A 23,321-nucleotide genomic window follows, 5' to 3' on the forward strand; every position below is an offset into this window, starting at 1 on the left:
AGGCCTTGTCAGCGCCGTGACGACACCACGATCCCGCCCACAATCAACGCAAACGCCACGCCGTGAAAGGCCTTGGGCGTGTCCCCCAGAAACGCCGCCGACAGCACCCCCGCAAACAAGGGCGTGAGGTTGATGAAAAACCCGGCGGCTGCAGGCCCAGCGCGTTGCACGCCCACCCCCCAGCAGCGGTAGGCTAGCACCGCAGGCCCCACAGCAATGAAGGCCAGGGCGGCAATCAGCGGCCAGCCCCATTCGATGTGCGTGCGCCCGCTGGCCCATTCGGCCCCCGCAAAGCTGCCCGACCAGGCCAGCCCAAATACCATCTGTGCCATCAAGAACGCGGCCCAGTCGCCCCGGATGCTGGTGGGCTCGCTGGTGCGAGACAGCAGCCAGCTGTAGAACGCCCAGGAGATGGTCGCCAGCAGCATGAACAAATCGCCCGGCACCAGGCGGAAGGCCAGCAGCTGTGACCACTCGCCCCGGCTCAGCACCAGCAGCACACCACACACCGACAGCAATGCCCCCAGTACCTGCCGCCGCGTGACGGTGGCCCCGAAGAACAGCGCGCCCACGGCCAGCATCCACACCGGCATGCTGGAGCCGACCAGCGTCACGTTGATGGGGGTGGAGGTTTGCAGCGCCATGTACTGCAGCGCGTTGTAGGCCCCGATGCCCAGCAGGCCCAGCAGCGCATAGCGGCGCCAGTGCGGCCACAGCGGGCTGTCGGCGCGCAGCACGCCATGGGCCAGGGGCAGCAGGATGGCAAAGGCCAGCACCCAGCGGATGAAGTTCAGGGTGATGGGGGGAATCAGGTCATGCACCAGCCGCCCCACCACCGCGTTGCCGGCCCACAGCAGGGGCGGAATCACCAGCAGCACGGCCGTGCCGGGTGTGATTTTTTGAGTCATGGGGCTGCACTGTAACGGTGCAGCCCGGGCCCTGCTGCGCCCGGGGCACAAGGCCCCAGCACGCACCGGTGCTGCAAGGGCCGTCGGCAACCGCGTGCGATTCGTGGCAGGATGGCCGCCGTTGAGACATCCCCCCCCTTTTTTGTTTGAGGAGACGTTAGCCATGAGCCTTGCCGTCCAGATCCGCCAGCACGGTGGTCCCGAAGAACTCCACATCGTTGACGTCCCTGTGGGCGAGCCTGGCCCCGGTGAGGTCCGCATCCGCCACCACGCCATCGGCCTGAACTTCATCGACGTGTACCACCGCACCGGCCTGTACCCCTTGAGCATGCCCGCTACCATCGGCATGGAAGGTGCGGGCGTGATCGAGGCGGTGGGCGAGGGCGTCACGCACCTGAAGGTGGGTGACCGCGCCGCCTATGCCAGCAACCCTCCCGGCGCCTACTGCGAAGTGCGCGTGATGCCCGCCAAATGCGTGTGCAAGCTGCCCGACGCGATCAGCTTTGAGACTGGCGCGGCCATGATGCTCAAGGGCCTGACGGCGCAATACCTGCTCAAGAAAACCCGGCCTGTGGAAGGCCTGCAGCCTGGCGACCATGTGCTGTTCCATGCCGCAGCGGGTGGTGTGGGCCTCATCGCCTGCCAATGGGCCAAGGCGCTCGGCCTGCAGCTCATCGGCACGGCAGGGTCCGATGCCAAGTGCCAGCTGGCCCTGGCCAACGGCGCGGCGCACGCCATCAACTACAGCACCGAGGACTTTGCGGCGCGCGTGAAGGAGATCACCGGCGGCAAGGGCGTGAAGGTGGTGTATGACTCGGTGGGCAAGGACACCTGGGACAAGTCGCTCGAATGCCTGCGCCCCTTCGGCTTGATGGCCAGCTTCGGCAACGCGTCGGGCCCGGTGGCACCGTTTGCGCCCGGCAGCCTGGGCGCCAAAGGCTCGCTGTACGTCACGCGTCAGACACTGTTCACCCACATCGCCACGCGCGAGGCCACGCAAGCCATGGCGGACGACCTGTTTGCCGTGGTCGCCAGCGGGCAGGTCAAGATCCACATCGACCAGCGCTACCCGCTGGCCGATGTGCAGCAGGCCCACCGCGACCTGGAAGCACGCAAGACCACCGGCTGCACCATCCTCACGCTGTGAACGCGGCCGCACAGGCGCCCACCTTCGACCAGTGGCTGGCAGGGGCACGCCAGGCGGCGCAGCAGCCACCGGCCCAGCCGCGCCAGCCCCTGGTGGTGGCGGGGCAGGTGGTGGGCTCGGTAGCGCCCGGTTTTTTCAGCCAAATCAGCCTGAAGCGCTTGATGAATAAGCGCTACCAGCTATCAGAAGCAGAGCATTCTCAGGGCCTTGCTTGGCATTTGCAGGCATCGCCCACCGACACCACGGATGCCCTCAACACCCTGGCCGCCGCGCTGCGAGATGCGGGCCTGTGTGGCCCCTGGCGCGACGAGCAGCTGGCGGTCACCAACTCGGCGGGCGAGGTCATCGGCACCGTGGAGCGCGGGGCCGTGCGCGTGTTGGGCGTGGCCACCCGCGCCGTGCATTTGGTCGGCCTGGCGCCTGACGGTCGCATGTGGGTGCAAAAGCGCTCCCTGACCAAGCCTAACAACCCCGGACTGTGGGACACGCTGATGGGCGGTATGGTCTCCGCTGCCGACTCTCTGCCGCAGGCCCTGGCCCGCGAAACCTGGGAAGAGGCCGGTTTGCGGGTGGAGGCATTGGCCGACGTGGCGCACGGGGGCCAGGTGCTGTTCAGCCGCCCCAGCCGCGAGGGCGGGGGCGCGGGCTTCATGGTCGAGCGCATCGACTGGTTCCGCGCCCAGGTGCCTCAGGGCATGGAGCCCGACAACCAGGACGGCGAGGTCGAGCGTTTTGACCTGCTGCCTCTGGACGCGGTGCGCGAGCGGGTGGCCCAGGGGGCGTTCACGCTGGAAGCCGGGCTGGTGATTGCGGGGTTTCTGGGGGTGTAGTTGCCGGTGCGGCCTGTGCGTGCCCGCTTCCGCTGCTACCGGAGCAGGCTGGCAGGCAGCCCAGGCCCTGCAAGGTGGCCTGCACCGCCTCGTCCAGCGGGGTGTGGGGCTCCTCGCCCAGCACCGCCCGCAGCCGGTCGTTGGCCATGCGCACCGGCTGCTGCCACAGGTAGCGCATCTCGCGCATTTCACGCAAGGTGGTCACGAACGGCGAGGCCAGCGTAACCAGCCACCACGGAAAAGCCTGTACGCGCGGCGCCTTGCCGCCCCGCGCCACCACCACACGGCCAATGGCAGCCGCCATCTGCGTGCCGTCGGCATCCCAATGCCCGGCCAGGTGAAAACGGGCAAACGCGGGCAGCTCGGCGCGCCGCTCCAGCAGCAGCACCATGGCGCGCGCCACGTCGGGCAAGTACGACCACTGGTGCCCGACGCCGGGCGCGCCTGGCTGCTTTACCGTGGCCACCGGTCGGCCCGGCTGGATGAGGCCCTGCGCAAACCAGCTGTTGCCCGCCTGCGGGCCAAAGAAGTCGCCCGCGCGCACGATGATCACACGGCATGCTGCCTCCGGCGGGTGTGGCTCAGTGGCTTGCTGCAGGCTGCGCTCCAGCTCCACCCGCAGGGCGCCCTTGCGCGTGCGGGGGTGTTGGGGGGCGTCTTCGTGCAGCACCGGGAAGGCATCCGGCCCGTAGTTGTAGACGGTGCCTGGCAGCACCACCGTGGCCCCGTGCGCCCGGGCTGCTGCCATCGTGTTGTCGATCATCGGCAGCACCAGCTCGCTCCAGCGCCGGTAGCCGGGCGGGTTGACCGCGTGCACGATCACCTGGCAGCCCTTGGCGGCGGCCATCACATCGGCGAGGGTCATCGCGTCGCCCCGAACCCAGGTGAACCCGTCGCGCTGTTCTCTGGCCTGCGCAGCGTTGCGGTGCAGTGCCACCACCTCCCACCCCCGGTCACGAAGCTGGCGCGCCACCTCGCCACCAATGCCGCCGGTGGCGCCCATAACCAGTACCTTGGGGCGGCTGCCGATGGGGTTGTTAGGGTTGTTGCTCATCTCGATGCTCCTTCAAAAAACCTGTGGATGGAGGCAGTGTCTGCGCCAGGGCGATCCAATGGAATTGCTGAAAATGAGTGCTTGGCTATACATTTATGTATGGACCAACCGGATCGCCATGACATTGGCTGGGAGCTGTACCGTTCGTACCTCGGCGTGCTGCGAGAGGGCTCCTTGTCGGGCGCCGCGCGGGCCCTGGGGGTGACGCAGCCCACTGTGGGCCGCCACATTGCCGCGCTGGAGCAGGCCCTGGGGCTGGTGCTCTTCACGCGCTCTCAGCAGGGCCTGCTGCCCACCGAGGCCGCGTTGGCCCTGCGCAGCTACGCCGAAGCCATGGGCCACTCTGCGGCAGCCCTGGTGCGCGCGGCTGACAGCCAAGGCGACGGCGTGCGCGGCACAGTGCGCGTGAGCGCCAGCGAGGTGATGGGGGTCGAGGTGCTGCCGCCCCTCCTCGCGCAGTTGCAGGCCGAGCATCCTGCGTTGACGGTGGAGCTGGTGCTGAGCAACCGCGTGCACGACCTGCTGCAGCGCGAGGCCGACATCGCCATCCGCATGACCGAACCCCGACAGGACGCACTCATCGCCCGCCGCGTGGGCACCATCCCGCTGGGCTTGTATGCCCATCCGCGCTACATCGCCGCCCAGGGCATGCCCGCCACCCTGGCCGAGCTGGCGCAGCACCGCCTGATCGGCTTTGATGCAGAAACCCCTTTTTTGCGTGCGGCCCAAAGGGCCCTGCCTGTGTGGCGGCGGGATCGGTTTGCCGTGCGCAGCGACAGCGATGTGGCGCAGCTGGCCTTTGTCCGCGCAGGCGCCGGCATCGGCATTTGCCAGGAAGCACTGGCCCGGCGCAGTGCCCCCGCACTCGTGCGGGTGCTGCCGCAGCAGCTTCAATACGGGCTGGAGACCTGGGTGGTGATGCACGAGGACCTGCGCACCAGTCCGCGCTGCCGGCACACATTTGATGCGCTGGTGGTTGGGCTGGAGCGGTACCTTGTCGAAGGACTAGGCAGCGACGAATCGGCCGACTAGTCCGCTGAATGGGATGGGTGTGGAAGGCTGCGATCTATTGGGCAGCTGAAGATGCCCATGGAAGTACCTTGGGAGCCGTTTTTTCAACGGCCTTTGTTGCTAATAGCCTGCGTGCCATTGCGCTGCACCGCCACCGCCTTCACCAGATCCCAGGCCGCCTGCGCCATGGGCGAAAGCGCGCGGTGCCTCCGGTGTACCAGCATGATCTCGCGGTCCACGCGCGGTACCAGGGGGCGCACCGCCAGCCGTGCCAGGCCTTCGGGCGGCAGGGCCAGGGTGGGGATCACCGAGATGCCCAGGCCTGCGTCCAGCATGCGGAAGATGGTGGTGGGGTGGCCGACCTCCTGGGCCACTGTGCACGTCACGCCGTGCTCGGCCAGGGCGCGGTCGATCAGGCGGCGGCTGCCGGATTCGTGATCCAGCAGCACCAGCGCTTCGCCCTGCAGGTCGGTCCAGCGCACCTTGCGTTTGCCCGCCAGCCGGTGGTCGGGCGGGCAGGCCAGGCAGAAGGGTTCGGTGAGGATGGTCTCGCAGTGCAGCGCCTCGCGCTCGCTGGGGTCGATGACCACGCCAAAGTCCACCTCGCCCGACAGCACGCTGGCCAGCACTGCGCTCTGGATGCGGTCCAGCAGCACCAGCTCCAGCCCAGGCAGGGTGCGCTGGCATTCGGCGATGCAGTCGGGCATGAGGTTGGCCGACAGTGTGGGGCTGCTGGCCACACGCACGCGGCCGCGCCGCTCGGTGGCCAGTTCCCGCACGTCCAGCAGCGTGTTCTCCAGCTCCTCCAGCACGCGCGGCAGGCGGGCCGACAGGCGCTGGCCCGCATCGGTCAGCGTCACTTCGCGCGTGGTGCGGTTGAGCAGCTTCAGGCCCAGCTGGGCTTCCAGCTCGGTGATGCAGCGGCTCACGGCCGGTTGGGTCAGGCCCACCGCATCGCCGGTGCGGCTGAAGTTGCGGGTGGTGGCCACCGACTGAAACACGTGCAGCTGGCGCAGGGTGATATTCATGCGCTCGAATCATAAATCCATCAGAGAAATCCATTTCTCTTTGGAATCAGGCAGCGGTCCAATGCGTGTCTTTGGGGTTTGTGTGCCCCATGCCCCTTTGCATTTTTTGCGCTGCCGCTGCGCTGTCACCCATGGCCCGTTCCCGTTTTCTCCCCGACAACTTCACCCTGGCACTGCTGGGCACCGTCACCCTCGCCAGCGTGTTGCCCGCATCGGGCGTGGCGGCCCAGGCGCTGGAGGGGATCACCGTGGCTGCGGTGGCGTTGCTGTTCTTCTTGCACGGGGCCAAGCTCTCGCGGGATGCCATCGTGGCGGGGCTCTCGCACTGGCGGCTGCACCTGGTGGTGGTGGGCACCACGTTTGTGCTGTTCCCGCTGCTGGGCTGGGCGCTGCGGCCCGTGCTGCTGCCGCTGGTCACGCCCGGGCTTTACACCGGCATCCTGTACCTGTGCGTGCTGCCCGCCACGGTGCAGTCGGCCATTGCGTTCACGGCCATGGCGCGCGGCAACATGCCGGCGGCCATCTGCAGCGCGTCGGCATCGACCCTGCTGGGCATTGTGATCACACCGCTGCTGGTGGGCCTGTTGCTGCCCGAGGCGCAGCAGCAGGCAGGCGCTGCGCAGCATGACACGCTGGCCAACATCGGCCGCATCACCTTGCAGCTGCTGGTGCCCTTTGTGGCGGGCCACCTGCTGCGTCCGTGGATTGGCGGTTTTGTGCAGCGCCGGGCGGCAGCGCTCAAGCTGGTGGACCAGGGCTCCATCCTGCTGGTGGTGTTCACCGCCTTCAGCGCTGCGGTGGTCGAGGGGCTGTGGCGGCAGCTGCCAGCGTCTGCGCTGCTGGGCCTGGTGGTGGTGTGCGCCGTGCTGCTGACCCTGGCGCTGGTGACCACTACCTGGGTCGCGCGGCGCATGGGATTCTCCAAGGAGGACGAAATCACGCTGGTGTTCTGCGGCTCCAAGAAGAGCCTGGCCAGCGGCGTGCCCATGGCCAAGGTGCTGTTTGCATCACACGCGGTGGGCGCCATCGTGCTGCCCATCATGGTGTTCCACCAGATGCAGCTGATGGTGTGTGCGGTGCTGGCGCAGCGCTATGCGCGGCGCAGTGCATAGGTAACTGGGATGCTATCTTTTGTATAGCTGCAGGCGCATGAAGAACATACGCCTGCGGCCCCAAAGGCTTCAACTCTGCTCGTTGAGCGTGCGCAGGCGGCTGGGCGCCAGGGCACCGGCCGATTCCAGGATGGGGTAGGCCACCGAGCACAGCAGCGAGTTGATGCGCTTGAGTTCGCTGATCAGGTCGATGTGCAGTGAGCTGGTCTCGATGCTCTGCACCGTGTTGTCTGACAGGCGTGCCAGGTGGGTGGCCGAATAGGCGTGTTCCAGGTCGCGGAACCGGGCTTTTTCTTCCAGCAGCTTTTGTGCGTCGCGCACGCTGCCGTTCAAGAACACGCTCATTGCCAGCCGCAGGTTGTCGATCAGGCGGGCGTGCAGCTCGTTGATCTCTTCCATGCCCGCCTCGGAGAACTGACGGCCCTTCTTGATCTTCTTGTCCTCGATGTCGATCAGCACGCGCTCGATGATGTCGCCGATCTGCTCCATGTTGATGGTGAAGCTGATGATGTCGGCCCAGCGGCGGCCCTCGCGCTCGTCCAGGGCCTCGCGCGAGATCTTGGTCATGTAGTACTTGATGGCCGAGTACAGGCCGTCCACCTCGTCATCGAGCTTGCGCAGGTCTTCTGCCAATTGCAGGTCGTCCGTGCGGATCACCTTGTGCAGTCCCAGCAGCATCGATTCGACCACATCGGCCTGGTGCAGGGCTTCGCGCGCCGCACACGAGATGGCAAGGGACGGCGTGGCCAGGGCGGAGGGGTCCAGATGCTGGGGACGGGTGCCTGCGGCAGCCTGCGCCTTTTCCACCGGCAGCAGGCGCTGCACAGCCCGCGCCACCGTACCTGTCAGGCCAATGCAGACGATGCCCACCACGATATTGAAGGCCAGGTGGAACAGCACCACCAGGGCGGCGGTTTCGGGCACGTAGAGCCGCACATGCTGCAGCCACAGGCCGGTGAGCGGCGTCATGATGAGCACGCCAATGATCTTGAAGAACAGATTGCCCAGTGGCACCTGGCGTGTCTGCACGTTGGACTTCATGGTGGTCAACACCGCCAGCACACCGCTGCCCAGGTTGGCGCCCAGCACCAGACCCAGCGCCACGTCTGCCGGAATACCGCCCGAGCCCGCCAGCGCCGCTGTGAGCAGCACAGTGGCGAGACTGGAGTACGCCACGATGGCCAGAATGGCGCCGGTAAAAATCTCCAGCAGCAGATCGCTGGTGAGCGCGCCCAGCAGCGTGCGCACGGTGGGCGACTGGGTGAGCACCGTGGTCGATTCGGTGATGAGGCGCAACGCCAGCAGCATCAGCCCCAGGCCGATCAGCACCCGGCCCACGCGGCCCACGGCGGTGTCCTTGCGCGAGATGAACAGTACCACGCCCACAAAGATGAACAGGGGCGACAGCCACGACAGATCCATGGAGAACACCACGGCCATCACGCTGGTGCCCACGTCGGCGCCCAGCATCACGGCCAGCGCCGCAGGCAGGCCCACCAGGCCCTGGCCCACAAAGGACGACACGATGAGCGCGGTGGCGGTACTGGACTGCACCACGGCCGTCACGCCAATGCCGGAGAGCACAGCGGTGAAGCGGCTGCTGACGCTGTGCGCAATCAGCTGGCGCAGGTTCGCGCCGAACACACGCAGGATGCCGGTGCGCACCAGGTGGGTGCCCCAGATCAGCAGCGCCACGGCTGCCAGGAGATTGAGGAGATGCTTCATGAAAACCGTTGTTTCTTCTTCTTGTGATGGGCGCAAACCCTGCGATGACCAGACCCAGGGGCCAATGCAAGAACCGCGCACACCGGGCTGTCATAAAACTGACACATAAGCATACTCCTGATTCCATAGCGCTGGAGCAGATGCCCATGTCGGCGCAGGGTGCGTTGCTGCGCACAAACAGCGCGGCCCGCATGCAGCGGGCCGTTCAAGGGGGAACAAAGCCAGCGTGGCCTCAACGCTCGCGCCGCACCCGCAGCAGCTCGTCCAGGATCAGGCAGGCCGCACCCACCGTGATGGCCGAGTCCGCCAGGTTGAACGACGGGAAGTACCAGCCCGCGTAGTGGAACTGCAAGAAGTCCACCACATAGCCGTGCATGAGCCGGTCCACCACGTTGCCCACCGCTCCGCCGAGGATGCTGGACAGCGCAAAGCTGAACAGCTTCTGGCCCGGGTGCGCGCGCAGCTGCCACACGATGAAGATCGTGGCCGCCGCGCCGATGCCGGTGAACAGCCAGCGCTGCCAGCCGCCCGCGTCCGACAGGAACGAGAACGCTGCGCCAGTGTTGTGCGCGCGCACGATGTTGAAGAAGCTGGTGATGAACGTGGAGTCGCCCAGCTGGTAGTGGTTGAGGATCAGCGTCTTGGTGATCTGGTCGGCGCCCAGAAGAAACACCGCCCACGCCAGCCACGGCCACATGCCCGCGCCGGTGCGTCCGGCCTGTGCTGTGCGCGCCATCACGCGTGCGCCCGGCTTTCGCCGTCGCCGTGGAGGTTGCTGGTGCAGCGGCCGCAGATGGTGGGATGGGCGGCATCGCTGCCCACATCACTGCGGTAGTGCCAGCAGCGCTCGCACTTCGCGTCAGAGCTGGGCTTGACGCTGATCTGCAAAGCGCTACCAGCTACCAATTCAATAGCGGAGGTGATGAAGACGAACTTGAGGTCATCGCCCAGGCTGGCCAGCAGTGCGTGGTCCTCCGGCGCAGCCGTGAGGGTGACGGTGGCCTGCAGCGACGAGCCGACCTGACCGGCGGCGCGCAGCGCTTCGATCTCCTTGTTCACCGCATCGCGGATCTCGCGGATGCGCGCCCACTTGGCCAACAGGCCTTCGTCGGCACCCGCACCCACGCCTGCCACGTTGCCGTAGGTCTCCAGGAAGATAGAGTCGGAGCTGCCAAAGACCTTCCACGCCTCTTCGGCCGTGAACGACAGGAACGGCGCCATCCAGCGCAGCATGGCGTGCGTGATGTTGTAGAGCGCGGTCTGCGCACTGCGGCGGGCCAGGCTCTTGGGCGCCGTGGTGTACAGGCGGTCCTTGAGTACGTCGAGGTAAAAGCCGCCCAGGTCTTCCGAGCAGTACAGCTGCAGCTTGGCGACCACGGGGTGGAACTCATACACCTTGTAGTGCGCCAGCACCTCGGCCTGGAACTCGGACGCGCGCGTGAGCGCGTAGCGGTCGATCTCGAGCATCTGGTCAAACGGCACGGCATCCTTGGCCGGGTCGAAGTCGCTCACGTTGGCCAGCAGGAAGCGCAGTGTGTTGCGGATGCGGCGGTAGGCGTCCACCACGCGCGCCAGGATCTTCTCGTCGCCTGCGATGTCGCCCGAGTAGTCGCTGGCGGCCACCCACAGGCGGATGATCTCGGCGCCCAGCTTCTTGTTGATCTCCTGCGGGTCGATGCCATTGCCCAGCGACTTGCTCATTTTGCGGCCCTGGCTGTCCACGGTGAAGCCGTGGGTCAACAGGCCGCGATACGGCGCGCGGCCTTCCAGCGCCGATGCCAGCAGCAGCGAGCTGTGGAACCAGCCGCGGTGCTGGTCATGGCCTTCCAGGTACAGGTCGGCCTCAGGGCCGGTGTCATGGTGCACCTCGGGGTGCGTGCCGCGCAGCACATGGCTGAAGGTGGACCCGGAGTCGAACCACACTTCCAGGATGTCGGTGCTCTTGGTGTAATGCGGCGCGTCTTCGGCGCCCAGGATCTCTTCGGTCGTCACGCGGCTCCAGGCCTCGATGCCACCCTTTTCCACGATGTCGGCGGCCTGGTCCATGATTTCCATGGTGCGCGGGTGCAGTTCGCCCGAATCCTTGTGCAGGAAGAACGGGATGGGCACGCCCCAGCTGCGCTGGCGCGAGATGCACCAGTCGGGCCGCCCAGCGATCATGTCGTGCAGGCGGGCCTTGCCGTTCTCGGGGTAGAAACTGGTGTGCTCGATGGCATCCAGCGCGATCTGGCGCAGCGTCTTGGCGGGCTTCATGCCGGGCTGGGTGAACACGCCTTCGCCCTCGTCCATGCGCACAAACCACTGTGCGGCGGCGCGGTAGATCACCGGCGTCTTGTGGCGCCAGCAGTGCGGGTAGCTGTGTGTGATGTCCTTGGTGGTCATCAGGCGGCCTGCGTTGCGCAAGGCTTCGATGATCACGGGCACGGCCTTCCAGATGTGCTGGCCGCCGAACAGCGGGAAGTCGGCCGCGTAGGTGCCGTTGCCCTGCACGGGGTTCAGGATGTCGTCGAGCGCCATGCCATGCGCGCGGCAGGAGTTGAAGTCTTCCAGACCGTAGGCGGGCGAGGAGTGCACGATACCCGTGCCGTCGTCGGCCGTAGCGTAGTCGGCCAGGTACACGGGCGAAAGGCGGCGGTAGCCGAAGCTGCCGTCTTCGCTGGCCACGTCGTACAGCGGGTGCTCAAATTCCAGGCCGCCCAGGTTCTTGCCCAGGGTGGTAGCCAGTACGCTGCCCGTGAGGCCGTAACGCTCCAGGCACGACGCCACCAGCGGCTCTGCCACGAGCAGGATGCGCTCGCCCGTGTCCACCAGCGCGTAGCTGATCTCGGGGTTCAGGTTCAGCGCCTGGTTGGCAGGGATGGTCCAGGCAGTGGTGGTCCAGATGACCACAAACGCATCCTTGGCCAATGCTGGCAGGCCAAAGGCGGCTGCCAGCTTGGCGCGGTCGTGCGACTTGAAGGCCACGTCCAGCGTGGTGCTCTTCTTGTCCTGGTATTCGATCTCGAACTCGGCCAGCGAAGAGCCGCAGTCAAAACACCAGTACACGGGCTTGAGGCCTCGGTACACGAAGCCACGCTCCATCACGCGCTTGAAGGCGCGGATTTCGCCCGCCTCGTTGGCGGGGTTCATGGTCTTGTAGGGGTTGTCCCATTCGCCCAGCACGCCCAGGCGCTTGAAGTCCACCATCTGCTGCGCGATCTGCTCGGTGGCAAACGCGCGGCTCTTGGCCTGCATGTCGTCGCGGCTCAGGTTGCGGCCGTGTTTCTTCTCAATGGCGTTTTCGATCGGCAGACCATGGCAGTCCCAGCCAGGCACGTACAGCGCGTCAAAGCCTTCCAGCTGGCGCGCCTTGGTGATCATGTCCTTCAGGATCTTGTTGACCGCGTGGCCCATGTGGATCTGGCCGTTGGCGTAGGGCGGGCCGTCGTGCAGGATGAACTTGGGGGCTCCCCGGCGGGCGTCGCGCAGGCGCTTGTAGACGCCCTGGTCTTCCCAGTCCTTCACCCAGCCCGGCTCGCGCTTGGGCAGGTCGCCGCGCATGGGGAAGGGGGTGTCGGGCAGGTTCAGCGTGCTGCGGTAGTCCGTGGCGGTGGATGCGGGGGTACTGGCGTTGTCGGACATGAAGGAGCCTTAAAACGGGGCATTCCGGGGCAGGCCCGGAGCAATGCGGGGAAACAGGGGGGCGAAACGCGGGAGGTGTAGTGCCTGCAGGGCAGGCGCTGCGCAGGCAGCCCCCTAAATTCGGTCGCGCGTGGTCTGGCGCCGGGTCTCGGTGTGGTTGGGAGCGGCGTGGGCCGATGCAAAGTAGGCGCGCGCATCCGCACAGTCTTTCGCGATACCCGTCGTCAGGGCGTCCAGACTGTCGTACTTCAGTTCGTCGTGCAGTTTGTGCAGTAGTTCCACACGCACGATTTTACCGTACGCCCCTTCGGCACCCAGTTCGGCAGGCCAGTGCAGGCAATGGGTTTCCAGCAGCACGCGGCCGCCGTTCACGTCATTGGGGTCCAGGGAGGGGCGCACGCCCAGGTTGGCCACACCCGGCAAGGGCTCGCCAGCGAGACCATGGACCAGTACGGCAAAGATGCCGCTGGCGGCGGGTTTCCAGTGCGCAAACCGCAGGTTGAGGGTGCGAAAACCGTCGCCCGCGCCTTCCGCCGTAGCGCCCAGTTCGCGCCCCAGCTTGCGGCCATGCACCACATGGCCGCTGATGGTGTAGGGCCTCCCCAGCAGGCGTGCGGCCGCCTCCATGTCACCCGCCGCCAGGGCTTGGCGCACGGCGGAACTGGACACGCGCAGGCCGTGCACCTCGTAGCTGTTCATGCGCGCTACTTCGAAGCCCTTGGCTTGCCCGGCCGCGTCCAGCATGGCGTAGTCGCCCGCTCGCTGGCGGCCAAAGCGGAAATCGTCGCCTACCAGCACGTAACGGGCACCCAGGCCGCGCACCAACACCTCGTCGATGAAGGCCTCGGGCGACTGTGCGGCCAGTCGCGCGTCAAACGGTAACACCACAGTCTGCTGCGCACCGCAGCGTGCCAGTTCGGTGAGCTTGTCTCGCAGGGTGCCGATCCGGGCTGGTGCGAGTTCCGGCTTGTGGTGTGCACCGGCAAAGTAGTCGCGCGGGTGGGGCTCGAAAGTGAGCACACAGCTCTCCACACCCCGATGTGTGGCCTCGCTGTTCAACAGGGCCAACATGGCCTGGTGACCTCGGTGTACGCCATCGAAATTACCGATGGTCAGCGCGCAGGCGTCAGCGATGCCAGGGTGGTGGAATCCGCGAAAGATCTTCATCGGTTTGTTATCTTTTTGATAGCGGTCTGTGCAAGCGCAATAAGCGCAGGACGCCAATTTGTCACGAAAACGGAGTATATTGTGACCCACGGCTGGCCCCGCGCAGGGCTGCCCGCGAGACATCTGCGTTCCGATCCTTGTGTACTTTGTGTTCCAGGAGGCGTGTTTTGAAGGTCTTGAAGCTGTCAGCCCAAGGGCTGCCCCAATCGTGGATTTCGCTGGAGCAGGCGGTGATTCATTACGCCGCCGGGGAAGTGCGCTGGGAGTCGGGTGCCCAGATTGCCCGGTTCCGGGGCGGGCACAACGCCATCTCGGGTGAGCAATCGGTGATCGCCATCAACAGCATCATCGGCACCAAGGGCGTGCCCAGCATCAATCCGTTCGAGCTCAAGCCCAGCCTGACCAACAGCAAGCTCTTTGCCCGCGACCGCAATGTGTGCGCCTACTGCGGCGGGCACTTTCACGAAGAAGACCTGACGCGAGAACACATCGTGCCCTTCGCCCGCAACGGCCAGGACCACTGGATGAACGTGGTCACGGCCTGCCGCCCCTGCAACCACCGCAAGGGCCCCCGCACGCCAGAGCAGGCGCACATGCCGCTGCTGTATGCGCCCTATGTACCCAGTCTGTGGGAAGACTTCATCTTGCGCAACCGGCGCATCCTGGCCGATCAGATGGAGTTCTTGATGGCGCACGTGCCGAAGTCATCGCGTTTGTTGACGTGACGCTCGGGTCTACACCGCCTGCGTGCACGGTGTGGCGGCCCCTTGCCAATCGGTCAAGCTGCTTTATGGGCGGTTACCAGGAACCCGAGGACGGGGGCTTGGTTTTCTTCGCGCAGCACGGTTTCCTCGATCTCGACGGTGGCAAACCCAGCCGATTTGCACACTGCTTCCACGTGGCTGCGCTTGTGCGCATATCGGCCGCTAGGTTGCAAAACCATGTCGGGGCCTTGTTCGGGGGCTGACTCGAACGAGAAGACGATCATGCCGCCCGGCGTTAGAACGCGGTGCGCGTTGGGGATGGCTTGCGCCACCTCGCCCGCGTAGATGAACACGTCAAGCGCAGCAATCACCTGATAGAGCGCACCGGGCGTCTCGCGCAGCGCGTCATGCAAATTCACCGTATGGAAGCGGTCGTAGACGTTGTGTCGCGCTGCTTGCTCAATCATCTTCATCGATGGGTCCACACCCACCAGCGCGCCATCCAGGCGACCCAGGCACACCCCCAGCAGCCCCGTACCACAGCCAAGATCGAGGACATTGATCTTTTTGTCAGGGTGTCTCGCCAGGATCTTGTCTCCGACTTGCTTGGGCAATTGGTACTTGAGACCACGCACAACGTGCAAATCGTAAAACTCAGCCATATTGTCAAAAATAGAACGCGTTAGTTCAGGGGGCTGTTCCCCAGGCGTTTTACCGTCGGCAAGCTGTCCGTAGTACTGGTACACCGCGTCAGCCGGTGCCAAGCCCAGCAAAGCGATCGTGTTTTCCCTGGCGTCGGTTGGTTTCCCGGCTGCAATGCACGCCTGTACACGGCCTACCAGCGACTGTGGATCCAAAGGCAGTTCCTGCACCAAGCTGTCCCAGATCGCAAGGGACTCCTCGTGCTTGCCTTGCTCACTCAGGTCACGAGCCAGCAAGCGCCGCAGCGCGATATCACCGGGCACCAGCTCAAGGCCTCGCTGCAGGTGGCGGACAGCCATTTCCAAATGACCGGCACGGTGCGCGATATCGATCACACCTGCAAGCACCTGCAGGTTCTTAGGTTCGAGTGCGGCCACCTTTTCAGCGGTCTCTATAGCTTCTGGGAACTGGTTCTGGCGCGCCAGCAGCAACGCCAACTCCAGCAGTCCAGGGCCCCAGTCGGGAGCCAGGGCCACCGATTTGCGCAGCGCGTCAAAAGCACCTTGAACGTTGCCCGCCTTTTCAGCCAGCAGACCGCCTAGCATGAAAACCCGGGGATCCTGAGGCCATTGTGCGTTGGCTTTGTTGAGCGTGAGTGCGGCTTTCTTGAGATCGCCTTGCGCAATCTGCTCGCGGGCCTGGGTCAGGTGCTGAAGGTTGGGGTCTGTCGCTGTTGCGCTCATGGATACTGGAACTTTGAAAATGGACCGCCGGGCGGTGCGCCGGACACAGGAGGCCCCGTGTCAACAAGAATTGCGAGGGTCGATTATCCAGGATTCCGCCTGTGCAGCTTTCTGGCGACGCGGCTACCCTGGCGCCTCATCTCCCGCTTGGGCTGATGCGTTGCGAGGCCAGCGTCAATGTGAAGCAGGCGCCTTGGCCCTCGCTAGACTGGACGGTGATGTCGCCCCCGTGCAGGCGTGCAATGCGGCGCGCAACCCACAGTCCAAGGCCAAATCCCTTGCTTTGGTCCGTACGGTCGCCTCTCTCAAACTGTTCAAAAATGCGGTTCATCACGTCCAGCGACATTCCAGAGCCTTCGTCGGCCACAGAGATTTCAAGCAGTCCTGTCTCACCTTTTTGCGCCGCAATGAATATTTCTCCAGCGGTCGCATACTTCACAGCGTTGTCCACCAGGTTGGATAGGGCAATGTGCACCAGTGTCGCGTCGCAGACCCATTCCAGAGGCGCTGAGTCGGTAAAAAGCTGCAAGTGGTGGCGCGGCGACCAGTGCACGAGTTGAGCGGCGTGGTGAAGCAAGTCACTGACCTTGACCGGTGATGCCTGCAGCGCGAGGCCGCTGTGATCCAGCCGTTCATTGATCAGACAACTGTCGACCAATGCGGTCAGGCGCCTGCTGGCTCTGCGTATCTGTGCGGCTCGATCTACCTGCGGCTGCAGTTCGGCGGATGGAAAACTCTGCTGCTCTGCTGCAGCGCTATCGATCACGGTCAGAGGTGTTCGGAATTCATGGCTGATCATGTGGAAGAACTGCCGTTGTTCATGTCGCAAGGCTCGCTCGCTTTCAAGCGATGTCGCGAGCGCGACTTGGGCCGCCGAGAGCTCCGTGGTCCGCTGCAGGATGCGTTCCTCCAGCGACTGCTCGGACAGCGCCAGCCGTTCTATGGCCTGGTCCTTGGCACGCTGGGCTTTTCGATACCGGGTCACCATCCCCACGAACACCGCACTGGCCAGCAGGGCGGTGAACACGATGGCCTCAAGTTGCCAGATCAATGTCGCATCGACGTTCCATTGAATCTGACCCGTCATGAGAATGGTGATCGGCACACCGCACACGCAGTGCAGACCGTATGCCAGGAGCAAAAGCACATGCGGACCGAGGCGGTCTCGCCGCTGTAAGGCCAGCCAGCACAGTGATATTCCTACGATGTCGCTGGCCAGCAGAGAGATCAGATTGACCCACGCCACATCAGGGTAGAAACCTAAAGGCCCACTGAATGCTCCCAGCACATTCACAGCGATGAGGAATGTCAGAAATCTGTCGGTCCACCGGTAGGGCGTATTGCGTGTCAGTTGCTCCTTGATCTGCCACGCCAGCGCTGCGGGTAGCAGAAAGGCTCCTATGCTCACCGCGTTGCTGTCCCAGAAGATGAAGTCCGGTGGAGACCAGAGGCTTGAATAACCCCGCACGTTGAAGACATGAATTGCACTGGCGGTCACCAGGACCGCGAGCGAGAAGAGCGCACGGGTACGGAAAATGACGGTAGCGGCCCAGATGCCGACTAGAAGAGCGGCCATGGCGCCGAAGTAGAGCCCCATGAGGCGCTCTGCGGACGCTACGGTGGTTGCGAGTGCATAGGTGTCGAGAATGTCCGCGTGGAACTGCGTCGCACTGGACGTACGAATTCGGATGAGAGCCACTTGGCCAGGCGTCAAACGGAACAGATGTTGCCGAACGCCCGGTTTGCGATCCGTGGGCACCAGATCGCCGCTGTCCTGCTGATACCACGCACCATCGCTGCCCTTCTGGTACAGGGTCACATAGTCAAGATAGGTCGGTTGTGCGAGCAGCCACAGATCCCCCGGTTCATGTTCGGGGGGGAGGGCAGGCACCTTGAAACGCAGCCAAACGGTATGGCGCAGATACCCACCGTTCAAAGGCGCTTTAAGTCGGGATGTCGCTCGTTCCGCTGGAATGGCGCTGATTGCCTCTGGTTCCAGGTTCCCGCTTTCATCATCCAGTCTGTCCATGGGGATGTCCCAACCCAGCTGCCAACTGGTTTGCGATTCCAGCGCTTGTGCCGGTACGCATAGCAGGCTGCACCAAAGCAGAACACAGAGCCAAAGTGCGGTCAGAGGGAAGGACGTTGTTCGTGAGGGCTTTTGATGCATCGATTCTGTGAGTTCTTGAGAGTTCTTGTGCATGGCTGGCAGTTCGATGCGCTGACACAATGTTACGCAAGCTCACTTCCCGATTCGCTCCCATTTTTCTCATGTCTGCTGAACCCATCATTGCTGTCGTAGAAGACGACGAAGACATCCGCAGCAATGTGTGCCGATTTCTGGTGCGTTCTGGCTTTCAGTCTTGGGGCGCGGAGTCCGCAGAGGACTTCTACGTTCGTCTGCTGCAGTCGCGCGTGGATTTGGTGATCATCGACATCGGGTTGCCAGGAGAAGACGGACTCAGCTTGCTCACCCGGTTAGCTTCTCAGGGCGTCCCCACGGTACTCATGACTGCCCGTGCCGATCTCGACAGTCGGATCAGGGGTCTAGATGCCGGTGCATTGCAGTATTTTGTGAAGCCTGTGGACATGCAGGAACTCGTGGCTGGCATCCGTTCCCAGTTACGCAGCAAGCGCTTGCAAGGGGAGATCGACGCGTCGGTTGCTGTGCCCTGGCAACTCGACGCTGCGAACGCGGCCTTGCGCGCGCCCAATCAAATGTTGGTGCCTCTCACCACCCGTGAACTTGAACTCCTGACTTGTCTTTTCAAGACAAAGGGCGTGGTTGTCAGCAAGCAGATCTTGATGCAGGCCGTGGGTGGAAGAGGGTTGGAGGACGACTTCCACCGTATCGAGTCGGCGCTCAACCGGTTGCGCCGCAAAACCCTGGAAATCACTGGCACGCCCTTGCCGGTGCGTGCAGTGTTCGGCAAGGGGCTCGTCTTCGTGACATAGCCCTGCCCAAGGGCTTCGGCTGCTGTACTGGCGCAGCACCGCCCACCCATCCCATCAGATACCGAATCTCTTTCGATGGCTTGAATGCCAACGAGGGGAGAGGCTTGTCTGCACGCCAGTCGTTGGATGCGAATTTTTCGTGTGAGTCAGCCCGCAGCTATCCGTGGAGCTTTGCGGTTTACCAAGAGGGGAAAGTGTTGAAAACGATCGATAACTGGATGGCACTGCGGACCGTAGTTCTGCGCTGCCTGCGTGGAGTGTTCGCACTCTTTGTTGTGGCGCTGTGTTTTGCATCCACCGCACAGGCGGGGGTGGTTAACGGCAATTTCGAAAGTGGAGATTTCACGGGCTGGACGGTGACCAACTACCGCAACAACGGTATTGCTACGTTTCCTCCCACCCAGAAAAGCCATCTGAATTTGCAGCCCCCGGTCACAGCCCCGGTGACGCAGGTGGTGAATACGGCATCCGGTACGCCAGCGAGCGCGCCGGACGCACCAGGACAAGCCCTCGCCATCCCGTTTCAGGGCTCATACAGCGCACGGATCAACGCACGGGGCAACAACAACCGTGCCAGCGGAATCCAGCAGTCCGCCCAGATGTTGCTTGCCGATGTGGACCCTGTGGATGGCAAAGTGCACTTGCGCATGGCTGTCGCACCGGTGATCCAGGACGGCGGCCACAGCCCTGAGCAGCAAGCCTATTTCTACGTCGAAGTGCGTAACGTCACCAAGGGCACGCGCCTGTTCTACACATTCAACTTTGCAGCGCAGCCGGGTGTGCCATGGCAGACCCTGGGCGGCTACCAGTACACCGGCTGGCAGGCAATTGACGTTGCTCCTGGGAATGGACTGTTGGATGTAGGCGATACCGTCGAAGTCGAGGTGATCGCTGCAGGTTGCAGTCAGGGTGGTCACTCGGGGGAGGTCTATGTGGATTCGATCGGTCCCTTCTTTGCAGGTTTGCTGGTCACTGCCACTGGCCCCACCACGGCCCAGCCGAGCGACAACGTGACCTACACCTACACCTATAGCAACAACAGCGGGGTAATGGTTTTCAACAGCATAGTCAGCGCTCAGAGCCCGCAAGTGCGGAACGCTGCCAACACTGCCACCGTCGATGCGGTGTTTCAGTCGGTGACAGCACCTGCCGGCGCGACCTGCACGACACCGGCGGTGGGTTCGGCGGGTGCGGTGACTTGCGACTTCGGCTCGTTGGTCGACCACCAGAGCGGGACTTTCGAGATCGTATGGGGTGTGCCGGCTGGTGCAAGTACTAGCAGTCCGACCAACTCGCTCAACCATGGCACTTACTCCATGTCGGCCACTGGGGCCAGCACGGTACTGGGCCCCTTGGTGCAGACCCGTGTTGTCAGTGGCGCAACGTTGACGGATTTGGTGGTCGGTGTGAGCGATGGTGCATCGGCCACCGCTGTGGGCAGCTCCTCCACATACACCGTGGTGGTGAGCAATAACGGGCCGGTTCCTGTGATTGGATCGACATTGACTCAGCCGACTGTGGCGGGCCTCACGGTGGGCAACTGGACATGTAGCGGCACAGGGGGGGGATCGTGTCAGGGCGGAGCGCCTGCTGCGGGCGCGCTGACCGGAGGCGGCGTCCTGCTGGACATCCCGGTAGGGGGGAGTGTCACGCTCACCTTCGGTGCGACCGTGACTGGGCCAACTTCGGCATCCACGGTCTTCAACATTGGAACTCCCGCAGGCATCACGGATAGCAACACCGCCAACAACACTGCTGGCGACACCAACTCGGTAGCCGCAACGCTGCATAACCTGAGCCTGACCAAGTCGGGTGCGGGCAGTGGCACGGTGGTCAGTGTGCCTGCCGGCATGAACTGCGGTGCCTCATGCACGCTCCCAGTAGCAGACGGTGGCCAGGCCATACTCACCGCCACTGCGGCATCGGGCAGCATTTTCACCGGCTGGTCGGGTGCATGTACGGGCACCGCCAACCCATGTACCGTGCCCGCCATGACTGCGGACGTCGCTGTAGTCGCCAATTTTGCGCTGTCCGCTACCGTCACCATGACGTCTGGAGCCGGAGGAACTGTGACTCCCGCCAGCTCACGCACGGTGCCAGTAGGCGGGACTGTGACCTACACGCTCACCCCCAACGCAGGCAACGTCGCCAGCGCCAGTGGATCCTGCATTGGCGTGCTGACCGGCAACACCTACACCGTCAACCCAGTGACGGCCGATTGCAATGTGGCTTTCAGCTTTGCACCGCTGACCGTGACGGCAACCGCAGGCGCCAATGGCACTGTCACGCCACTGGGGGTGACCAATGTCGCCGCCCCCGGTAACACCGTGGTCTACACAGTAACTCCCGACCCTGGTTTTGTGGCGCGTATCGCAACCAGTGGCGGAGCGTGCGGGGGCACCCTGGTTGGCAATACCTATACGACGAACCCGGTCAACGCGTCTTGTACGGTGAGCGTGACTTTTGTGGCGATCGCCGTTCCAGCATCCATTCCAACTTTGTCTGAATGGGGGCTATTGATATTGTCAGCATTGATGGCTGCGTTCTTCATCTACTTCCACCGCCGACAGGCGCGCTGAGCCTGTCAGGAAGCGTGAAGCTTGGGGCTGGAGTGTTCCGTCAAGCGCGGCCAGCCCCTTTTTACTGGAGATTTTTGATGAGACAGATTGCGCATGTCGCACGCTGGTCGTGCCTTGCTGGCCTGGGCGTGTGGATGGGTGTTGTCGCTATCCAATCTGCAAATGCGCAGCAGATGCCGGCGCGAAAGTCGGGGCTCTGGGAGGTCATCGTTCGCAGTGGCGGCAACCCGACTGCGAGCGAGCAGAAGGTCCTGCAATGCACTGATCGCCAAGCGGAGCCAATCATGTTGCTTGCGATCGTGCCTGGTCAGGAACACTGCCACAATGTGACGGCGAAGAAAAATGCACTGGGCAGTGAGGTTCGCACCGTTTGCTACGTGCACGACAACCGCGTGGATGCCACGGTGCAGCTGTCTGGCGACCTTCAAACCGCCTACCGTGGCGTCTTTGAGGTCACTTATTCCAAACCTGTGCGTTTCGCTCCAGGGCGTACCGAGTTCGAGGGCCGCTGGTTGGGTGCGTGTGGCGCAACGCAGCGGGCAGGGGACATGGTGCTGCCAAATGGAGCGACTGTGAACGTCGTGGAAGACCGCAAGCGCGCGGAAAGCCACGGACATGCAGGGCACTCGCACTGACGAGCCTGTGCCCTCAAATTAATGCGTCGCCTTGAAGCAGGCTACGGAATATCGGCCAACTACTGGCTGACTTCCAGCATGACGACGTGGCCTTGTGCGGCAGGCCATGTTTGCCCCACGACGCGCTCGCCATTGAATTCGGCGGCAATACTGCGCACGCCCCCCGCAGGCTTGACCTTGGCGGATGCCACGCCGGCGCCAGCGGGCACGCCCGCAGGCACCGCACCATCCAGCAGCATCTTGTCGCGTGCCGGGTCCAGGTAGCCGCGCGGGCGGGTCAAGGTCACAACGCTCTCGGCGCCCTTGTCGGCATCGGCCATGCGTTCTGCGCGCAGATGGATGAGGTCACTACTGCGCGGAAAGCCGCTGCGGTAGATGTGGGTGGTGGCATATCCAGGTGCGGTGATTACGAACTCTATGGGTGCGCCGGGTGCAACCACCAACGGACCCCATTGGCCATCTGCACCCACTGTCTTTCGCAGCAGCGGGTTGCCCGTGCGAGCACCAGTGGAGGAGTCGGTGGCGTACACCTCCAGCTGGGCACCCGCCAGGGGCAGGTTGTTGCTGAAGTTGCCGGTCTTGGGGTCGGCAGAGTCCACCCCCAGGCCCGTGACTTTGCCGTTGATCACTACGGATTTCTCCGCAGCGATCTCGGTGCGTGCGGGGGCCTTGCCGGTGATGAAGCGGTAGGTGGCTTCAAACGCAACGGGGGAGTACGAAGTCTCGCGGTGGTCGATGCGCGGAATCACCACGTTGGTGGCACCTTTGAGTTCGGGGCCGGTGGCGGTCACGTTGGTGGGCGTGCCTTTCTGGCCGATCCACAGGCCGTCGGGCTGGGCGAACTTGTCGTTGTTGTCCGAGCGGATAGTCATCCATTTCACGGGGCCGCTCACCTCGTCGCCCGCCGCGTTCTTGGGAGCATTCAGCGCTTTGAGGAAAGGGCCTGTGCCCGAGAACTCGTTGCCTTCTCGGAACCCCGGTATCGCCCACACGCCGTGGTTGGGTGTGCCGCCTAGGATCGCGTGGCTCACCGTCTTGTCGCCGCCACCGTTGTAGATGTAGTTGCGGATGGCATTGCCGCCGCGCGAGTTGCCGACCAGCACGACCTGACGGGCGCCTGTGGCTTTGAGCACCTTGTCCACTTCGGCCTTGAGGTAGGCCATGTGCTCTGCGGCCGAGGTGCGGCCCGGCTGGGGCTTGGCGTCCTCATCGCGCGACAGGGGGTAAGGCACGTCGATGGCGTGCAGTCGCTCGCGGGGCCAGCCGTTGGACTCAAACCGCCAGACGGTGGTCTGCCACAGCGCGGCGGTGTCGCCGTTGCCATGCACAAAGACGATGGGCGGTGCTTCTGCCAGGCTGGGGCTCTGGGTGGCGCAGCCTGCCAGCGCCAGGCCGGCGGCCGCAGCGGCTGCCAGCAAGAGGGATCGGCGTGGCAACAGGAATGCGTGATTCATGGGGGA

Annotated in this window: 18 protein-coding genes; 8 read left to right on the plus strand and 10 right to left on the minus strand. The window is 64.2% G+C overall.

Annotated features, from left to right (window positions below; genetic code table 11):
• Window positions 1-8: 8 nt before the first annotated feature.
• Window positions 9-908 (minus strand): DMT family transporter, encoded by a 900-nt coding sequence (locus ACTJKQ_RS04630; RefSeq protein WP_440596170.1) that lies wholly within the window; start codon window positions 906-908, stop codon window positions 9-11.
• Window positions 909-1,071: 163 nt separating this feature from the next.
• On the opposite strand from ACTJKQ_RS04630, the gene ACTJKQ_RS04635 reads away from it, so the two are divergent.
• Together ACTJKQ_RS04635 and ACTJKQ_RS04640 are read left to right on the plus strand one after the other, a co-directional pair.
• Window positions 1,072-2,055: a quinone oxidoreductase family protein gene (locus ACTJKQ_RS04635; RefSeq protein WP_056060964.1), complete on the plus strand. Its 984-nt coding sequence runs from the start codon at window positions 1,072-1,074 to the stop codon at window positions 2,053-2,055.
• A complete protein-coding gene (locus tag ACTJKQ_RS04640; RefSeq protein ID WP_440596171.1) occupies window positions 2,052-2,885 on the plus strand; it encodes an NUDIX hydrolase in 834 nt (277 codons plus the stop codon). Before ACTJKQ_RS04635 ends, ACTJKQ_RS04640 begins: the two co-directional genes overlap by 4 nt.
• Here ACTJKQ_RS04640 and ACTJKQ_RS04645 read toward each other — a convergent pair.
• Window positions 2,839-3,939, minus strand: coding sequence for an SDR family oxidoreductase (locus ACTJKQ_RS04645; RefSeq protein WP_440596172.1), 1,101 nt, complete (start codon window positions 3,937-3,939; stop codon window positions 2,839-2,841). The genes ACTJKQ_RS04640 and ACTJKQ_RS04645 overlap by 47 nt on opposite strands.
• A gap of 99 nt (window positions 3,940-4,038) precedes the next feature.
• On the opposite strand from ACTJKQ_RS04645, the gene ACTJKQ_RS04650 reads away from it, so the two are divergent.
• On the plus strand, window positions 4,039-4,971 hold the full coding sequence (locus tag ACTJKQ_RS04650; RefSeq protein WP_440596173.1) for a LysR family transcriptional regulator: 933 nt from the start codon (window positions 4,039-4,041) through the stop codon (window positions 4,969-4,971).
• An 83-nt stretch (window positions 4,972-5,054) separates the two neighbouring features.
• Here the strand turns inward: ACTJKQ_RS04650 and ACTJKQ_RS04655 are convergent, their stop codons facing one another.
• Window positions 5,055-5,978 (minus strand): LysR family transcriptional regulator, encoded by a 924-nt coding sequence (locus ACTJKQ_RS04655; RefSeq protein WP_440596174.1) that lies wholly within the window; start codon window positions 5,976-5,978, stop codon window positions 5,055-5,057.
• Between the two features lie 131 nt (window positions 5,979-6,109).
• Between ACTJKQ_RS04655 and ACTJKQ_RS04660 the strand changes: the two genes are divergently transcribed.
• Window positions 6,110-7,090, plus strand: a complete 981-nt coding sequence (locus ACTJKQ_RS04660; RefSeq protein WP_121944125.1) for a bile acid:sodium symporter family protein — start codon at window positions 6,110-6,112, stop codon at window positions 7,088-7,090.
• A 69-nt stretch (window positions 7,091-7,159) separates the two neighbouring features.
• Here ACTJKQ_RS04660 and ACTJKQ_RS04665 read toward each other — a convergent pair whose 3' ends face one another.
• The 4 genes from ACTJKQ_RS04665 to ACTJKQ_RS04680 all read right to left on the minus strand — a co-directional run bounded on the left by ACTJKQ_RS04665 (window position 7,160) and on the right by ACTJKQ_RS04680 (window position 13,603).
• A complete protein-coding gene (locus ACTJKQ_RS04665; RefSeq protein WP_440596175.1) occupies window positions 7,160-8,815 on the minus strand; it encodes a Na/Pi cotransporter family protein in 1,656 nt (551 codons plus the stop codon).
• A 232-nt stretch (window positions 8,816-9,047) separates the two neighbouring features.
• Window positions 9,048-9,551 (minus strand): signal peptidase II, encoded by a 504-nt coding sequence (lspA, locus tag ACTJKQ_RS04670; RefSeq protein ID WP_056060982.1) that lies wholly within the window; start codon window positions 9,549-9,551, stop codon window positions 9,048-9,050.
• A complete protein-coding gene (gene ileS / locus ACTJKQ_RS04675; RefSeq protein ID WP_440596176.1) occupies window positions 9,551-12,436 on the minus strand; it encodes an isoleucine--tRNA ligase in 2,886 nt (961 codons plus the stop codon). The genes lspA and ileS overlap by 1 nt, the downstream gene beginning before the upstream one ends.
• 114 nt (window positions 12,437-12,550) lie before the next feature.
• Window positions 12,551-13,603, minus strand: coding sequence for a bifunctional riboflavin kinase/FAD synthetase (locus ACTJKQ_RS04680; RefSeq protein WP_440596177.1), 1,053 nt, complete (start codon window positions 13,601-13,603; stop codon window positions 12,551-12,553).
• A gap of 167 nt (window positions 13,604-13,770) precedes the next feature.
• On the opposite strand from ACTJKQ_RS04680, the gene ACTJKQ_RS04685 reads away from it, so the two are divergent.
• Window positions 13,771-14,328 carry an HNH endonuclease gene (locus ACTJKQ_RS04685; RefSeq protein WP_056060991.1) on the plus strand — a complete coding sequence of 186 codons (558 nt, stop codon included), beginning with the start codon at window positions 13,771-13,773 and terminating at the stop codon, window positions 14,326-14,328.
• 53 nt (window positions 14,329-14,381) lie between these two features.
• Here ACTJKQ_RS04685 and ACTJKQ_RS04690 read toward each other — a convergent pair whose 3' ends face one another.
• Together ACTJKQ_RS04690 and ACTJKQ_RS04695 are read right to left on the minus strand one after the other, a co-directional pair.
• The gene (locus tag ACTJKQ_RS04690) at window positions 14,382-15,692 is read right to left on the minus strand and encodes a tetratricopeptide repeat protein (protein ID WP_440596178.1); all 1,311 of its coding nucleotides are present in this window, start codon (window positions 15,690-15,692) and stop codon (window positions 14,382-14,384) included.
• A 136-nt stretch (window positions 15,693-15,828) separates the two neighbouring features.
• Window positions 15,829-17,721: a sensor histidine kinase gene (locus ACTJKQ_RS04695; RefSeq protein ID WP_440596179.1), complete on the minus strand. Its 1,893-nt coding sequence runs from the start codon at window positions 17,719-17,721 to the stop codon at window positions 15,829-15,831.
• Between the two features lie 242 nt (window positions 17,722-17,963).
• Between ACTJKQ_RS04695 and ACTJKQ_RS04700 the strand changes: the two genes are divergently transcribed.
• The 3 genes from ACTJKQ_RS04700 (at window position 17,964) to ACTJKQ_RS04710 (ending at window position 21,861) form a co-directional block, all read left to right on the plus strand.
• Entirely contained in the window at window positions 17,964-18,647 is a 684-nt protein-coding gene (locus tag ACTJKQ_RS04700) for a response regulator transcription factor (protein ID WP_440596180.1), read from the plus strand.
• A 197-nt stretch (window positions 18,648-18,844) separates the two neighbouring features.
• Window positions 18,845-21,226 (plus strand): IPTL-CTERM sorting domain-containing protein, encoded by a 2,382-nt coding sequence (locus ACTJKQ_RS04705; RefSeq protein WP_440596181.1) that lies wholly within the window; start codon window positions 18,845-18,847, stop codon window positions 21,224-21,226.
• Between the two features lie 77 nt (window positions 21,227-21,303).
• Window positions 21,304-21,861 (plus strand): DUF3617 domain-containing protein, encoded by a 558-nt coding sequence (locus ACTJKQ_RS04710; protein WP_440596182.1) that lies wholly within the window; start codon window positions 21,304-21,306, stop codon window positions 21,859-21,861.
• A 59-nt stretch (window positions 21,862-21,920) separates the two neighbouring features.
• On the opposite strand, the gene ACTJKQ_RS04715 is transcribed toward ACTJKQ_RS04710, so the two are convergent.
• The gene (locus ACTJKQ_RS04715) at window positions 21,921-23,315 is read right to left on the minus strand and encodes an alpha/beta fold hydrolase (RefSeq protein ID WP_440596183.1); all 1,395 of its coding nucleotides are present in this window, start codon (window positions 23,313-23,315) and stop codon (window positions 21,921-21,923) included.
• Window positions 23,316-23,321: the final 6 nt, after the last annotated feature.

Origin of the sequence: Acidovorax sp. 22279, from assembly GCF_052045435.1 — a bacterium.
Classification (GTDB): domain Bacteria; phylum Pseudomonadota; class Gammaproteobacteria; order Burkholderiales; family Burkholderiaceae_C; genus Acidovorax; species Acidovorax delafieldii.

What these genes read in the sequence shown, in the direction of transcription:
- ACTJKQ_RS04655 (WP_440596174.1), bottom strand. Translation starts at nt 5,978, where the DNA reads ATGAATATCACCCTGCGCCAGCTGCACGTGTTTCAGTCGGTGGCCACC.
- ACTJKQ_RS04650 (WP_440596173.1), top strand. Translation starts at nt 4,039, where the DNA reads ATGGACCAACCGGATCGCCATGACATTGGCTGGGAGCTGTACCGTTCG.
- ACTJKQ_RS04635 (WP_056060964.1), top strand. Translation starts at nt 1,072, where the DNA reads ATGAGCCTTGCCGTCCAGATCCGCCAGCACGGTGGTCCCGAAGAACTC.
- ACTJKQ_RS04660 (WP_121944125.1), top strand. Translation starts at nt 6,110, where the DNA reads ATGGCCCGTTCCCGTTTTCTCCCCGACAACTTCACCCTGGCACTGCTG.
- ileS (WP_440596176.1), bottom strand. Translation starts at nt 12,436, where the DNA reads ATGTCCGACAACGCCAGTACCCCCGCATCCACCGCCACGGACTACCGC.
- ACTJKQ_RS04630 (WP_440596170.1), bottom strand. Translation starts at nt 908, where the DNA reads ATGACTCAAAAAATCACACCCGGCACGGCCGTGCTGCTGGTGATTCCG.
- ACTJKQ_RS04645 (WP_440596172.1), bottom strand. Translation starts at nt 3,939, where the DNA reads ATGAGCAACAACCCTAACAACCCCATCGGCAGCCGCCCCAAGGTACTG.
- ACTJKQ_RS04690 (WP_440596178.1), bottom strand. Translation starts at nt 15,692, where the DNA reads ATGAGCGCAACAGCGACAGACCCCAACCTTCAGCACCTGACCCAGGCC.
- ACTJKQ_RS04665 (WP_440596175.1), bottom strand. Translation starts at nt 8,815, where the DNA reads ATGAAGCATCTCCTCAATCTCCTGGCAGCCGTGGCGCTGCTGATCTGG.
- ACTJKQ_RS04700 (WP_440596180.1), top strand. Translation starts at nt 17,964, where the DNA reads ATGTCTGCTGAACCCATCATTGCTGTCGTAGAAGACGACGAAGACATC.
- ACTJKQ_RS04710 (WP_440596182.1), top strand. Translation starts at nt 21,304, where the DNA reads ATGAGACAGATTGCGCATGTCGCACGCTGGTCGTGCCTTGCTGGCCTG.
- ACTJKQ_RS04680 (WP_440596177.1), bottom strand. Translation starts at nt 13,603, where the DNA reads ATGAAGATCTTTCGCGGATTCCACCACCCTGGCATCGCTGACGCCTGC.
- ACTJKQ_RS04695 (WP_440596179.1), bottom strand. Translation starts at nt 17,721, where the DNA reads ATGGACAGACTGGATGATGAAAGCGGGAACCTGGAACCAGAGGCAATC.
- ACTJKQ_RS04715 (WP_440596183.1), bottom strand. Translation starts at nt 23,315, where the DNA reads ATGAATCACGCATTCCTGTTGCCACGCCGATCCCTCTTGCTGGCAGCC.
- lspA (WP_056060982.1), bottom strand. Translation starts at nt 9,551, where the DNA reads ATGGCGCGCACAGCACAGGCCGGACGCACCGGCGCGGGCATGTGGCCG.